Here is a 15,773-nt window from a genome sequence, read left to right on the forward strand (position 1 = left end):
ACTGTAAACTAACTTCGCTTTTTTATTGTGACCGTTTTTAATCTCAATTAATCAAAGCTTGAGATCAAAACAAAATTAGACCAAAAAGAAAATCGCCTAAAAATTACTTTTTAGACGACCTCTTTTTTATGGAAAACTTAGTAATAATTGTAAATTTGCGCGTTCGTTAAAAAAACAGAGCGCATTTATTTGAAAAGTCATGAAGTACACGCGATTAACAAAAGAACAATTAGTAGAATTACACCAAGAATTCATTAATTTTTTGGCAACACAATCCATCACAGCAGACGAATGGGCAAGCTTGAAAACTGAAAAACCAGCTGTTGCTGAGCAAGAAATAGATGTTTTTAGTGATTTAGTTTGGGAAGGTGTATTGACACAAGCAACGTATTTGGAAAACATTTCGCCACAACATCTGTATTTATTTCACTTGGGTGAAAACGAAATGAAATTAATTGCCGTAAAAATTCTAATAGAAGAAATCGACATTACAACCAAAGAAGGTTTTGCTTGGTTGCGTGAAAACTACACTACAGAAGAAGTGGAAATACTAACCGCGAACAAAGCCTATTCTGCCGATCGAAACGCAGACAAATTTGCATTGATACAGCAAGGATCAAACATTACCAAAGGACAATTATTTCAATGGTTTCAAGCGATGATGGCGTAGATTTAGTGCATTATATCGAACAGTACTCAAAATTAGTATGAGATAAATGAAAATTATTTTTTTGTTGTATATTCGAGAGAAATAAAGCTAAAAGCCATAAAGTAAATAAACCTGAAATGGATGTGATGAAAATAAAATGTTTGTTGATTTTAAACTTTCTACTATTCACAAATGTTTATGCACAAAATATCGCTTCTTCAGAGATTATTTTAGAAGGAGAAATTGAATTCATTTCAAAGTTGCCAAATCCTAAGAAAATGGATTACCCTGATTGCAACTATTCCACCATTCTCAACATACATTCAGATTCAAAAGATACACGGATAAGTGTCGTGTTTAAAGGTGTTGTCAATCGAAAACTTGTGAAAACTGCAAAATTTAAAATTGGTGATAAGGTTAAAATTACCTTGATTCCTTTTGAAAAAGCCAGCTCAGAAATTCGTCAAACACAATTAGTAGATCAAATAGATGATTTTGATATAAAGGTCTATTACGCTGTAAACGCTACAAAAATTAAAAAATATTCCAAGAATATAAATTCAAAAGATATCGTTACAAAAAATAAAAAAGTTGAAACGATATCAATATTGCCAATTAATAGAAAAGTAAATCGAATTCGGAAACGAAACATCAAATCTGAAATCAAAAGAATTGACAAACTATTAAATTCGCACGGTGGAACTTGGGAACAATGGGAAAAAGATATTCAAGATTTTAAGGCGGAATATGCAAAAGCAACAGAAGCTCAGGAATCAAAATGGGTTGAAAATTCTTTTTTTTCAGCAGGAAAAGCATATGCAGATTCCAATGAAGGGAATTTTGTGGAAGCAATGACAAGCTTTAATGCGTATCTAAAACAATTTAATATTGATCTAATCATCGTTAGAATACCTTTCAAAGGAGAAGTTTCGGGAACTATTTTTTCGGATAAACTTACAGATCACGTGGTGAATCCGTATGCAATGAAAGTCACTTCGGATTTATTAAATAACGGAATTGAAGTTGTTGATATACTTCCAAAATTGATCGAAGAACGTAAAAAGTATCCTTTGATGTTTTGGTATAATGACTTTGAAGAAAAACATCCAGGGGAACCAGTCGCGCGGATTGTTGCCAAAGAAATAAACGAGCTGTTAAAACGATATCCTGAATATGAAACTATCCCTAAAATAAAAACGAACTTAAAAGATACCATAGGAGTTAGGAGCGGAAAACAATATAAATGGCCAAAAGGAAATGAAGTATTCTCTCCCGATAAACTAATTTCATACAAGACGGTTAAAGATAGTTTTGGAAACATGATTCAATTAGAATATGATAAAAATAAATCTCCTTTTTTACTCATAGGGAATTCGTTTTTAGCGTATCCATCTATTGCAAAAGGCGGAAGTATTCCACATTATCTTACCCACGAAAGCGGATTTATATCTGATGTATATTACAGAAGCGGTGGCATTGGACTTGGACGCTTAATTTACAAAAAAGGAAAATCATACTTAGAGAATAGAAGAGCAATGATATACGTTGCGCTTCCGCAATCTTTTCAAGGAACGGTTCCTGTAATACCCTTAGCGGCAAGTATAAATAATGATAGTTACAAGGAAAAAGAAATCATTAAATTTAATAAAGATAATTGGTATAAACACTTCGTTTTTTTTCCAACACCTGGCAACGAAAGAACTTTCAAAGTTGAAAAAAGCGGAAACATATTAGCAAGTGGAGAAGTTTATGTTAAAACTAATGTTGGCGACATAAAAGTAGCGTTACCTAATGATATGAAACTCAGTAAGAATGATATCTTGAAAATATCTTTCGAATTCAAATCTATAGGATATGGAGAAATTCATGTCAACTATAATGGGCAAGAAAAAAGTTTTCTACGCTCAAATGATAGAAAAGATGGTTTCTATGAAAATGTATATTTCAAAATTGACAAGAACACGAAAAGTAACGAATTTACAATATCATTCAGAGAAGTGAAACGGAAACAGCTCATCAAAGAAATAAGCGTTAGTATTCTCGCGCCTAAATAGAATTATAAATGGTATTTAGCTCTTACTTTTTTATCTTTTATTTTCTGCCTATAGTACTATTGCTGTACTATGTGTCTCCAAAGAAATTAAGACATCTTACTTTAACCATCATTAGTTATGTCTTTTACGGCTGGGCAAATCCGGCGTTTGTGCTATTGATGATTGGTAGCACCATAATTGATTATGTTTGCGGATTATTCATCTCGGAACAATGGGGAGAAAACTGGAAGAAACCCATCAAAACCTTAGTCAAAGGAGCTGACAGAACCAAACGACAAAGAATAGCCGTTACTGTTTCGGTAATATCAAACTTGTCATTATTGGTGTTTTTTAAATACTTCAATTTTGCCGTAGAAAACTATAACGGACTTCTTGAATTCATTGGATTACAAGGAATTGAATCCAACAGTATCATCAATGTTGTATTGCCGCTTGGAATAAGTTTTTACACATTTCAAAGCATGAGTTATTCCATTGATATCTATCGCGGAAACGCGAAAGCAATTCGAAATTTCATTGACTTTGCTTGTTATGTATCTATGTTTCCACAATTGGTTGCCGGACCAATTATCAGGTTTCAAGAAGTTTCAAATCAACTAAAACACAGAACACATACGCTTGAAAAATTCTCCAGAGGAATTGCTTTCTTTTGCTTAGGAATGGCAAAAAAAGTATTGTTAGCCAATCCTTGCGGAAAAATAGCAGATGTCTGTTTTGATTCGGTCGATGTTGGCTTTCTAAATTCTTGGTATGGCGCAATCTCGTATGCGTTTCAGATATACTTTGACTTCAGCGGCTATTCAGACATGGCAATTGGATTAGGTTTAATGTTAGGATTTGTATTTGCGAAAAACTTCGATTCGCCATATTCATCAAGAAGCATTACAGAGTTTTGGCGACGTTGGCACATTTCTTTATCAACGTGGTTGCGAGATTATCTATACATTCCTTTGGGCGGAAACCGTAAAGGAAATGGCAGAACCTACGTAAACTTAATGATTGTGATGTTACTTGGCGGATTATGGCACGGTTCTTCATGGAATTTCATCATTTGGGGCGCCATTCACGGATCGTTTTTAGCATTCGAAAGACTCGCTAATAAACAGGCTTTTTATCAAAAATTGCCAAAATTCGTTGCAATAATTAGTACGTTCATCATCGTTGTTTTTACTTGGGTATTTTTTAGAGCAAGCGATTTACCAAGCGCACTCACCTATATTCAATCGATGTTTGGTGGAAACACGAATTCACAAGCAGATCTCGTAAACAATGTACTAATCCTAAATAATTATTATATATTCAGCTTTTTCCTAGCGGGAATTGTTGTTTGGAAATTTCCACAGACGTGGGATTTTACAAAAAAAATAACCTTAGCAAAATCAGTTTGGATCATGTTATTAATGATGATTTCTGTAATGGCATTAGTGACGCAAGATTTTAATCCATTCATATACTTTATTTTTTAAATCGATGACTATGAAAAATAAAAAAATGACGCGAGAAGAAACAGCAATGATCGAAATTGGAAATACTGATATTTCTAAAACGAATCAAAAAATACTCTTGGCATTCTTTTTGATTTTCATCGTTTCAGCAGCTGTAATTCAAGTCATATTTGGCGAAAATGAAGCAGTTGCAACAAACGTAGCGATGAAAAATGATCAAATAGTGGAAGCTTCTGCTGGTTTTTTAAAAAAGGCAACTGATTTCAATGATGGTTTATTAAGCAATATAAAGACATACGAATCAGATATAGAAGAGAATTCTGTATTTCGCAAAGCACTCATCCCAATTACACAAGCTGGATTGCTCAATATATTTCATGTTGGGAATGAAAAAGCGAGGCTTTCGAAAGATAATTTTTACTATAAAAATTCAAATCAATACTTAACGCAACCAGGTTTTTTAGAAGAAAAACAATTGAAAAAACGGAAGCTAGAAAATGTACAGCCAAATCCTGTAAAAGCGATACTGGACTTCAAGGAAAAACTAACAAAAAGAGACATACAACTCATTATTGTTCCAGCGCCGCCAAAAGCATCATTTGTGCTTAAAAAAGGAGAAAAAGCGTTAAATAATCAATCATACACAGCATTCATCAAGCAACTAGAAAATGAAGGAATCATTGTTTGTGATGCATTCAAATTGCTTGAAAATCAACAACTGGAAAATTCTGGTTTTCTAAAATATGATACGCATTGGTCACCTGAAGCTGTAAAAATAGTTTCAAACAAAATAAGCAACTTATTAGACAGTTTATCCATCCCGAAAGGAAATACAAAGTATGCAATTAAAAAGGCAACCGTTCAGAACTTTGGAGATATTGTGGATATGCTAAATATTCATGATAAAAACGATTTTGTAAATCCTCAAGCTATAGAAATAGAACAGATTTTGGAAGACAACTTTTTATTCAAACCTTCAACGCAATCAGAAATACTATTTTTGGGCGATAGTTATTCAAACATCTATTCTTTAGAAGGAATGAATTGGGGAAGTTCTGCGGGACTTTCTGAGCATATAAGTGAAAACATGCGCAAACCAATAGATCGAATTATCATGAACGATGCTGGAGCGTATGCAACACGTTTAGCGCTTTCTAATGAATTGAAACGCGGTAGAGATCGATTAGAAGGAAAAAAAGTTTTAATTTGGGAATTTGCTGCGCGCGAATTGTCTGTTGGCGATTGGAAAATCTTAGATTTGACGCTGAATGAAGAGTACGTTTCTAACTACTTTATTCCTGAAGAAAAGACTTCTGTTACGGTTACAGGAATTGTGCGAGAAACGAGTAAAGTACCGATGCCAAGCACAGTTCCGTACAAAGATCATTTGGTTGCAATACATCTTACTGATTTGAAAGATTTGACTACAGGAAAGGATTTAGGAGAATCGGTAGTATATTTATCGAGTATGGAAAATAATAGTTGGACAGACGCCGCACGATTGCGAAATGGACAAGAAATTCAATTAAAACTATACAATTGGAATGACTATACAGACAAATTTGGTTCTATAAATCGTTCTGAATTACAAGACGACGAATTATCATTAGCCGATCCATGTTGGGGAATTTTGATCAAAAAATAATTATAAACAGATGAAAGATATAGTTATCATAGCTGCATTAAGTATCGGATTGTGGATTTCTTCCAACAATCAAAATCAAACAGCTTTTGAGGAAATATGTAAAGAAAAAGTTACCAATGCTTCAAGTAGTACAATTGTTGGAGAAAAAGGTTGGTTGTTTTTAGCGAATGAATTAGCGCATATCTCAAAAGGAAAATTTTATGGAACTGATGCTGCGAAAACTTCGGTTTGCCCAAATCCTGATCGACAAGATCCAATTCCTGCGATTGTAGATTTCAACAATCAACTCAAAAAACTGGGCATAAAATTATACCTAATGCCAGTTCCGCCGAAAGCGATTGTCAATGCAAATAAACTTGATGCTTCTGTAAAAGTGAATCAAAGTTTATATACGAATTATAAAAATCTATATTCTGAACTTGCCAATAATGGAGTAGAAGTCATAGACCTTTTTCCTCAATTCACGAAATCTACTGCGAATGGAAATAATACCTATTGCCAACAAGATTCACATTGGAATCCACAAGGAATTGATGTAGCATCTAAAATTCTTAGCAATAACATCAAAAAGGAGCAATGGTACAAAGACTATTCAGGAGTCAAAAAAACAGAAAAAGCAGTTCAAAAAACGATTTTAATTGATGGTGATTTAAAAGAAAGTGTTTCAAATCTAAATGTACCAAAAGAAAAAATTAGCTTAAATACTTTTGATAAATCATCCTCAACCGATAAAAACTCTCCTGTATTAATCATTGGCGATAGTCACACTTTAATATTCCATTCGGGAGGTGATATGTTAGCCGAAAACGCTGGACTTTCAGATAACTTAGCAGCTCAATTAGGCTTAAACGTTGATTTAATTGGTGTAAAAGGTTCAGGAACATCTTCTGTCCGAATCGATTTATACAGAAAAGCAAAAGACGCTGAATGGCTTGCGAAGAAGAAAGTTATTATTTGGTGTTTTGCTGCAAGAGATTTCTCGGAATCTAAAAATGGCTGGCGTAAAGTTCCTGTGGTGAAATAAATAGATTACGTTCGTTCTCTCCCAAAGCGATCCATTTTACAACCTTTTGGATTATGAGTTTAATGTTGTTTTTCGTTAATTTCAGGATAATGAATCGGTTCAATAAGTTCTCCATTTCCAATGTATGTGATATATTTATTTCTAAAGATCACTTTTTCAGATGATGTCTTTAACCACCAGAAATAGTATTCGATAAAATTTGGATTCTCCACACAGAAGGTTACTGTACAATTTTGAACTCCTGTCAATTGAAAATAAGGCATTCTGTCAATATGATCAGCTATGATCATTGCTATTTCTCCTCTTGTTAGTTTTCTATCTAAACAATCTGATACTACACTAGTTTTTGTATCATCAGCAAAATTGAAAGATAGTAATAGTAAAATTCTTTTATTATAAGAAATAAGCTTTTTGGCTTCTTTAGATTTTATAATGTTTTTAGAATTTGTTACAGTTGTAATTTTATCTAATAACACTTTAACTTGAGCAGGTGATTGGGAATAGCTAATACTTGAAACAAATACTAGAAGTGTGCATATTATAATTTTCATTTTTTCATTACTTTTCATCAAATCTATGCATTACTTTTCATCGAATTTAAAGTAATTCGTAAACGATAATGTACACTGAGTAAAAGTACTTTATCAATTAGGCATAATAATCTATGCGCTATCATTTACACAAAAACTAAAATAGACTTATATTTGCGCCACAATACAAGATCATGGCACAGAAACCTAGCATACCAAAAGGAACACGAGATTTTTCTCCGATAGAAGTTACCAAACGTAATTACATTTTCGACATCATAAAAACGGCTTTTCAAAGCTTTGGATTTCAACCAATTGAAACACCATCTTTTGAAAAATCCAGCACGTTGTTGGGAAAATATGGAGAAGAAGGTGATCGTTTGATCTTTAAAATCTTGAATTCTGGCGAAAAGGTTCGAAAAGCTGATTTGAAAGCCTTGGAAGATGGAAATCTAGCACGTTTTTCAAATTCACTTTCTGAAAAAGCATTGCGTTATGATTTAACAGTTCCGTTTGCACGCTATGTGGTACAACACCAAAATGATATTACATTTCCTTTTAAACGGTATCAAATTCAACCCGTTTGGCGTGCTGACAGACCGCAACACGGAAGATTTCAAGAGTTCTTTCAATGTGATGCAGATGTTGTGGGTTCAAAATCCTTATGGCAAGAAGTGGAATTTGTGCAATTGTATGACAGCGTATTTTCAAACTTAGGGTTGGAAGGTGTAACCATCAAAATAAATAATCGTAAAATCCTTTCGGGAATTGCGGAAGTGATAGGAGCTGCGGATAAATTAATCGATTTTACGGTCGCGTTAGACAAACTTGATAAGATTGGCGAACAAGGCGTAAAAGACGAAATGCTTAACAAAGGTATTTCTGCGGAAGCGATTGAAAAAGTACAACCATTATTTGGTTTCTCTGGAAACTTAGACCAAAAATTAGATCAGTTAAAAAATTTACTTTCTACTTCTGAGCAAGGAATGCAAGGAATTGCCGAATTAGAGTTTGTTTTTGCAGCAATAGAAACATTAGGTTTGCAGACAACAACTTTAGACTTAGATATTACGCTCGCAAGAGGTTTGAATTATTATACAGGCGCTATTTTTGAAGTTTCGGCTCCAGAAGGCGTAAAAATGGGTTCTATTGGCGGTGGCGGACGTTACGACGACTTAACAGGCATTTTTGGATTGAAAGATGTGAGTGGTGTTGGAATTTCGTTTGGATTGGATCGAATTTACTTGGTTTTAGAAGAACTTGGTTTATTCCCAAAAACGGTTTCGGACAGCGTAGATGTATTGTGTACTAATTTTGGAGAAAAAGAAGCGCTTGCTTCAATGAAATTGATCAAAATTTTACGTAAATCTGGAAAAAGTGCCGAATTGTATCCTGATAATGCTAAGATGAAAAAACAAATGAATTACGCAAACAAACGCGAAATTCCGTATGTAATTCTCATCGGAGACAACGAACTCCAAAACAATACGTGCATTGTAAAAAACATGAAAGACGGAACACAATTAGAAGTTCCTTTTGATGAGGTGTTGACGGCGTTTTAAATTAAAAAGTGTTTTTGCTAAAAGCTAACTCGTCTAACAGCGAAGCGATCCAAGAGATTCCCGCCTACGCGGGAACGAGTCTAAAAGCAGAGCGATCTAACAATCTAAAAAAAATCTACAGATTTTTCTTGTATGTTTTCCGGCGTTTATGCGTTACAGGTTCAAAATGTTTCCAAAGTTGATGAATGGCTGTGTTTTCAATCAATTCGGGCGTTCGGATACAAGTTTCAATCCCTTTTTCGGTAAATGTGAGGTAATATTCCATGAATAGAATTGCCGTTAATCCTTTATTTTGATATTCCGGATGCACGCCAATTAAGTAGAATGTGATGTTTTTTGGTTTTTTTCGCGCTTTCAATAAGTGGAAAATCCCGAAAGGAAATAATTTCCCTTTCATCTTTTGCAAAGCTTCCGCAAAGGATGGCATTACAATTGCAAAAGCGACTAATTTATCATCTTTATCAACGACAAACTTTATAAATTCGGGATTGATAAAATTCAAATAACGTTCTTTAAAATATGCTTTCTGAATATCATTAATCGGAACAAAAGAAGCCAATGACGCATACGATTCGTTGAATAAATCAAACATTTGATCTACATACGGCATAATGTCTTTTGTCTTGGTAAAATTGAGTTCGCGCAGTTGATACCGCTTTTTGACTAGGTTTTGAACGCGTTCAAAGAACTTCGGTTTTACGTTTTCAAACGGAAATTTATTTTCTAAATATTCTTTTTCTTTAACGAGTCCGTGATGAATGAGGTGTTTTTCATAATATGGATGATTGTACCAAGTTATCATCGTTCCAATATGATCAAATCCTTCGGTAAGCACACCCACTTTATCTAAGTTTGAAAATCCAACCGGACCCTCCATGTATTCTAATTTGTGCGTTTGACCAATTTCTGCCACTTTAGCAAGTAAAGCACCTGAAACTTCCAGATCATCAATCATATCAAACCAGCCAAAACGCATTTTGGAAAGTTTCTGTTCTTTTACTTCTATCCAATTGACAATAGCTGCGACACGACCTACAATTTTTCCACCTCTATACGCTAAGAAAAAGCGCGCTTCTGCATCCAAAAATGCAGGGTTTTTATCTTTGTCAAACGTTTCTAATTCATCTTTTATAATTGGTGGAACCCAATATTTAGAACCTTTATAGAGACCAAAAGGAAATTTTACAAAAGTTTTTAATTCCTTCTTATTGGCTACTTCTCGTACGTCAATCATCAATCATTAATTTGGTTAGTGAAAAGGAATCTAGTTATTGTCGTCTCCGTCGTCTTCATCTTCATCTTCGTCTTTTTTCTTTTTAGGATCTTCACCTTTTGGATCTTGCTCGTCAATAGGAATAAGCTCATCAACGTGCCAATCATCAAATCGATATGAAATTCCGATAGAAGCAAATAAACGTGTTGGTGTATTTTTCACACTTGCGCCAATTCCGCCATCCAACTGAAAATCGTCACCTAATAAATAAGCACTACCAGCTCTAAACAAAGCATCTGCATATTGATCACTATCAATTCCTTGATGTTCTACAAAAGCAGACCATTTTGGATTGTCAAAGGCATGCGTGAGTGATAAAGTATAGCTTAACTCTTTTGAATCTGAAGTAATTCGATTGTAGGTAATATTAGAAACAAAAACCCAACTTCCTGCAAAGTGACTTTGCGTTGCTAACGTAACTTTAGGACTCACTGAAGGCTCCGTAGCGGGAAAATAAGGATTGTCTGAAAAAATAAAATTTGCACCAACATACACACCAATTGCAGGAATTAAATCTTTCCAACGGAATGAATTATTTGCTTTCCAACTTAGTAAATTAGGTTTTTCTTGTGAAGATTTAATATACGGATCGTACACCATATATTTTGCACCAATAGTATGTGATAAAAAGCCGTTTCTATTAAACTCTTGTGCTGGATTTGTTGCATTACTCGTAAATGTATCAAACTGGTATGAACCTTCCCAACTAATTTCTAGCTGTTCTTTAAACAGCCCATAACGCAATGCGAAATCAAGTCCAAAAGCTTGTACTTCCGTATTTAGTTTCTTGTGATCTTGCTGCTCTACAAACATACCACCTTCAAATTGAATTACATTTTTCCCAACAGAAAAAGCACCAATAGAAGCACCAGGACGGTTAGAATTGATGACTTCCGTATACTGCGCAAAGGCAGAAGTGGATAAAAATAAAAAACTAAGGACTGCAAAGAAAGAATTTGTTTTCATGTGTCTATATGTTGTTGTTTTTTGTATGAGTCTTGTGAAACAGCGATATAAGTAACTTGCTTTGGTTTTAAAATTCAAGCAGCGATGTTTCACCTTATTTTTTAATAGGTTAAATTCAAAACTACATAAAATTATAGTTTTTTATCTAGTAAAACCGATAATAAATCTGTATAAATTGTATTTTTGAAAAAATATACGTTACAGAATAATATGGGAGTACTTAGAACAATAGCAATAATCATTCTAGTCATTTACGGATTACGGATTTTAGCTAGATTATTCGCACCAGTAATGATACGTTACGTAGCTAAGAAGGCTGAGAAAAAGTTTTCTGAGCAATTCAAGCAACATGCAGAAAATCAACAACGTACCAAAGAAGGCGAAACTAGTATTGATAAAATGCCAGATACAAAGTCATCTAAAAATGTAGGTGAATATATAGATTTTGAAGAAGTTGACTAACAATTCAGTCATTTAAAATACCTTTCCAAAAAGGTTTAGTATATTGCTTTTATTACTTTACACGCTAAAAAAAACTACATCAAGTGAATATAGATTTCAAAAAAATAATTCCTCACGCAGTAGCATTGTTGTTGTTTGTTGTGATGTCTTTGGCATATTTTTATCCAGTAGTACAAGGGAAAAAAATTCAACAGACCGATATTGTTCAATATGCTGGAATGGCAAAAAAACAAAATCAATTTCGTGAAGCTACAGGTGAAGAATTGTATTGGACAGACAACGCTTTTGGCGGAATGCCAACGTATTTACTTGGAGCACGTTATCCACATTCATACATTAAAACACTCGATCGTACACTTCGTTTTTTACCGCGCCCAGCAGATTATCTATTTCTCTATTTTTTAGGAATTTATGTATTGCTACTCGTGATGAAAGTCAATTATAAACTCGCCTTTCTCGGTGCAGTCGCCTTCGGGTTTTCCACGTATTTTATCATTATTCTCGGCGTTGGACACAACGCCAAAGCACATGCAATTGCGTACTTTCCGTTAGTTTTGGCAGGAATTCTGTTAACATTTCAGCGGAAATATATTTGGGGGTTTCTGCTCACCGCAGTCGCCATGTCGTTGGAAATTATGACGGCGCATCCGCAAATGACGTATTATTTGATGCTTTTGGTAATTGTATTAGGAATTGTATATTTCTTCAGCACCTTATTCAGCAAAGAAAAACCGTTTAAGTTTACTAAGAACTATTTTGAGAAAGCGTTTAAAAATAACGATTTACCACACTTTTTTAAAGCAGTCGGATTATTATCAGCCGCCGTAGTTTTAGGAATTGGCGTCAACGGTACAAACTTATTAACGACCAAGCAATACGCTGATTGGAGTATGCGTGGAAAGAGTGAATTAACCATCAATCCTGATGGTTCAAAAAAAGAACGCCAAGGACTTTCTAAAGAATATATTACCGAATATAGTTACGGTAAAATGGAAACGTTCAACTTGTTGATGCCGAGATTTATGGGTGGTGCAAATTCCGAAGATTTAGGAACAGATTCTAAAACGTATAAGTTTTTATTACAACGAAATATTCCTGCTTTGCAGGCTAAAGATATTGTAAAGAATATTCCAGCTTATTGGGGACAACAACCTATTGTTGCTGGACCAGCATACATAGGAGCCGTCATTATATTCTTGGCATTCTTAGGATTATTTTTGGTCAGAAGTAGAGCAAAATGGTGGCTTGTTGGCGGAATTTTAATGTCATTGCTATTATCGTGGGGGAAAAATCTCAGTTTCCTAACAGATTTCATGCTTGATTATTTCCCGCTGTACAGCAAATTTAGAGCTGTTTCTTCTATCCAGGTTATCTTAGAATTATGTATTCCTATTTTAGGAGTGTTGGCTTTAGCCAGCTTGTTCAATAAGGAAATTGCTATTGAAAAAAAGAAAAAAGCAGTATATATAAGTACTGCAATTCTCAGTGGAATCATTTTATTCTTTATGCTGTTTAAATCGTCATTGTTTGATTTTGTTGGTTTGAGCGATGAATATTATGAAAAAGCTATTTTCGGACCAGAATTGATGGAGATTATTCGTGAAGATCGATCAGCGATATTAACAAAAGATGCGATTCGTTCTTTACTTTTAATTCTAGCAACAGCAGTAGTTGTTTGGTCATTTATCAAAGAAAAATTAAAAGAAAATATTGTCATTGTTCTTTTAGTTGGATTGTTATTATTTGACTTAGTAAGCATTGCAAGACATTATGTATCTACGGAAGGATTTGTTTCAAAAGCACAGTTTGAACATCCGTATAGAACACTTGAAGTAGACAAACAAATTTTACAAGATAAAGGACATTACCGCGTGTTTGAACCGAGATTACGCATGGCAAATTCGCGAACTGCATACTTTCACAATACACTTGGTGGTTATCATGCAGCCAAACCACGACAGTTTCAAGAGTTATACGATTTCTATTTAGATCATGGAAATGAAAAATTTGAAGTAACCGCGCGGAACATCAATGTGATTAATATGATGAATGTAAAATACATCATTAAAGACCTAGATGGTGAACAAGATCAGGCTGGCGCGGGCGCAATAGCCTTGCTTAATCCGTATCCAAATGGAAATGCTTGGTTTGTGAAAAAACTAAATGTTGTTGATACTGCCGATGAAGAAATGCTATCACTTTTTGGTTTAGACACTAAAGAAGAAGCTGTGATTAGAAAAGGACAAGTTGCCGCAGAAATTTTAAAAGAAACCTACGGAAAAGATTCGTTGTCTAGTATAGAACTGATTTCATACTTACCAAGTGAATTAAAATATACTGCTGAAAATAGTGCTGCTGGTTTAGCCGTGTTTTCTGAAATTCATTATCCACATGGTTGGAACGCGTATATTGATGGGGAATTAGTTCCACATTATCGTGTGAATTACGTATTGAGAGCTTTAGAAGTTCCGGCAGGAAAACATACCATCGATTTTAAATTTGAACCAAAAATAGTAAGCACAGGAATAGCGGTCTCTTTAACAAGTACCATCATTTTAGTGTTATTGATTCTCGGAGCGCTATATTATGAATTTAAGCGTAGGAGAGAAGTGAAAGCATAATTCCCCTAATTATGGCTAAAAAAGTAATCATTGTCTCGTATTATTGGCCACCAGCTGGTGGACCTGGCGTGCAACGTTGGTTGAAGTTCGTAAAGTATTTACGTGATTTCGATATTGAACCAATTTTGTATGTTCCAAAGAATCCGAGTTACCCAATTATTGACGAAACGTTTTCGGATGATATTCCGAAAGATATCACGATTTTGAAGCAATCGATTATTGAGCCTTACGCATTCGCGACTTTATTCTCGAAGAAAAAAACAAAGAAAATTAGCAAGGGTATTATTGCGAAAGAGAAACAGACGCTTATTGAAAAGTTGTTACTCTACATTCGTGGAAACTTTTTTATTCCAGATGCCCGTAAATATTGGGTGAAACCTTCTGTGAAATTTCTAAAAAAATACATCACTGAACATACTATTGAAACCATTATTACTACGGGTCCGCCACATAGTTTACATTTAATTGGACTTAAACTGCGAAAGCAATTGCCTATAAAATGGGTTGCTGATTTTAGAGATCCTTGGACAACGATTGGTTATCATGAGGAATTGAAATTGACTAAAAAATCGAAGCGGAAACATTATAAACTTGAAGCTGAGGTTTTACAAACGGCAGATCAAATTGTAACGACAAGTTTTACTACACGCGAAGAATTTCTAAACCTTACAAAACAACCTATTGAAGTGATTACGAATGGTTATGACGTTGAAAAACATGCTAAAACTTCTCTAGATGAAAAGTTCACAATTTCACATATAGGTTCGTTACTTTCTGAGCGAAATCCTGAGATTTTATGGGAAGTTTTGTCCGAATTAATTCAAACTGATGCAACTTTTGCAACTGATTTTCAACTGCAGTTTGCGGGCGTAGTAAGCGATCGCATTCAGCGAAAAATTACAGCAGCCGGATTGAGCAATCATACAATTTATTTCGGTTATGTATCACATCAAAAAGCATTGCAATTGCAACGTGCCTCGCAAGTATTGTTAGTCATTGAGATTGATGCCGAAAAAACAAAGGGAATTATAGCTGGAAAATTATTTGAATATATGGCTGCGGAGCGACCAATTATCGGAATCGGACCAAAAGATGCCGATATTTCTAAGATTATTCAGGAAACCAATACAGGAAGGTACTTTTTGTATACTGAAAAAGAAAAACTCAAAGCGGAAATTGTAGCGTATTATGAAGCGTTTAAGACAAAACAATTGCAGACTTCACCTATTGGATTGCAGAAATATTCGCGAAAAGCGTTGACTAAAAAGTTAGCTGATTTGCTTCACAAGCTTTCGTGATCAATCAAGATATATTTAGGTTGCTTTTTTCTTTTTCTGAAGTATAAACATAGTTTCATTATTAAATGCAATACTTATTGTAGCAATAACTAACGCTATTTACCACCATATTTTTTGTAAGAATAGGAATCTTAAAAAAAGTGTTTCATGACCTACGTCATTTTTTAAATAGCTGACATCTAGTAGATTTAGTCTATAAACCAAAAACTTAAGACTAATGAAAACGACAACTATTTTACTTATT

12 protein-coding genes are annotated in these 15,773 nt (G+C 34.2%); 9 read left to right on the forward strand and 3 right to left on the reverse strand.

All coding sequences use genetic code 11. The features are described from left to right. Window positions 1-199: 199 nt before the first annotated feature. The 5 genes from H2O64_RS22220 (at window position 200) to H2O64_RS22240 (ending at window position 6,817) form a co-directional block, all read left to right on the forward strand. Window positions 200-670: a DUF6495 family protein gene (locus H2O64_RS22220; protein ID WP_187564444.1), complete on the forward strand. Its 471-nt coding sequence runs from the start codon at window positions 200-202 to the stop codon at window positions 668-670. 125 nt (window positions 671-795) lie between these two features. Further along, window positions 796-2,703, forward strand: a complete 1,908-nt coding sequence (locus tag H2O64_RS22225; RefSeq protein WP_187564445.1) for a hypothetical protein — start codon at window positions 796-798, stop codon at window positions 2,701-2,703. Between the two features lie 71 nt (window positions 2,704-2,774). Next, window positions 2,775-4,169, forward strand: a complete 1,395-nt coding sequence (locus tag H2O64_RS22230; RefSeq protein WP_215907209.1) for an MBOAT family O-acyltransferase — start codon at window positions 2,775-2,777, stop codon at window positions 4,167-4,169. Window positions 4,170-4,179: 10 nt separating this feature from the next. Further along, window positions 4,180-5,793 carry an alginate O-acetyltransferase AlgX-related protein gene (locus H2O64_RS22235; protein ID WP_187564447.1) on the forward strand — a complete coding sequence of 538 codons (1,614 nt, stop codon included), beginning with the start codon at window positions 4,180-4,182 and terminating at the stop codon, window positions 5,791-5,793. Between the two features lie 10 nt (window positions 5,794-5,803). Continuing rightward, window positions 5,804-6,817, forward strand: coding sequence for an alginate O-acetyltransferase AlgX-related protein (locus H2O64_RS22240; protein ID WP_187564448.1), 1,014 nt, complete (start codon window positions 5,804-5,806; stop codon window positions 6,815-6,817). Between the two features lie 59 nt (window positions 6,818-6,876). Here the strand turns inward: H2O64_RS22240 and H2O64_RS22245 are convergent, their stop codons facing one another. Further along, the gene (locus tag H2O64_RS22245; RefSeq protein ID WP_187564449.1) at window positions 6,877-7,368 is read right to left on the reverse strand and encodes a hypothetical protein; all 492 of its coding nucleotides are present in this window, start codon (window positions 7,366-7,368) and stop codon (window positions 6,877-6,879) included. 173 nt (window positions 7,369-7,541) lie between these two features. Here H2O64_RS22245 and hisS point away from each other — a divergent pair, with 173 nt between their 5' ends. After that, the gene (gene hisS, locus H2O64_RS22250) at window positions 7,542-8,909 is read left to right on the forward strand and encodes a histidine--tRNA ligase (protein ID WP_187564450.1); all 1,368 of its coding nucleotides are present in this window, start codon (window positions 7,542-7,544) and stop codon (window positions 8,907-8,909) included. 115 nt (window positions 8,910-9,024) lie between these two features. Here the strand turns inward: hisS and H2O64_RS22255 are convergent, their stop codons facing one another. After that, window positions 9,025-10,143 (reverse strand): GNAT family N-acetyltransferase, encoded by a 1,119-nt coding sequence (locus H2O64_RS22255; protein ID WP_187564451.1) that lies wholly within the window; start codon window positions 10,141-10,143, stop codon window positions 9,025-9,027. Window positions 10,144-10,173: 30 nt separating this feature from the next. Then, a complete protein-coding gene (locus H2O64_RS22260) occupies window positions 10,174-11,148 on the reverse strand; it encodes a transporter (RefSeq protein WP_187564452.1) in 975 nt (324 codons plus the stop codon). 210 nt (window positions 11,149-11,358) lie between these two features. Between H2O64_RS22260 and H2O64_RS22265 the strand changes: the two genes are divergently transcribed. The 3 genes from H2O64_RS22265 (at window position 11,359) to H2O64_RS22275 (ending at window position 15,529) form a co-directional block, all read left to right on the forward strand. Then, window positions 11,359-11,610, forward strand: a complete 252-nt coding sequence (locus H2O64_RS22265; RefSeq protein WP_187564453.1) for a DUF4834 family protein — start codon at window positions 11,359-11,361, stop codon at window positions 11,608-11,610. A gap of 83 nt (window positions 11,611-11,693) precedes the next feature. Then, window positions 11,694-14,231 carry a YfhO family protein gene (locus H2O64_RS22270; protein ID WP_187564454.1) on the forward strand — a complete coding sequence of 846 codons (2,538 nt, stop codon included), beginning with the start codon at window positions 11,694-11,696 and terminating at the stop codon, window positions 14,229-14,231. Window positions 14,232-14,242: 11 nt separating this feature from the next. Further along, window positions 14,243-15,529 carry a glycosyltransferase family 4 protein gene (locus tag H2O64_RS22275; protein ID WP_187564455.1) on the forward strand — a complete coding sequence of 429 codons (1,287 nt, stop codon included), beginning with the start codon at window positions 14,243-14,245 and terminating at the stop codon, window positions 15,527-15,529. The last annotated feature ends 244 nt before the right edge of the window (window positions 15,530-15,773 follow it).

The organism is Kordia aestuariivivens (assembly GCF_014397005.1).
GTDB classification, from domain to species: Bacteria; Bacteroidota; Bacteroidia; order Flavobacteriales; family Flavobacteriaceae; genus Kordia; species Kordia aestuariivivens.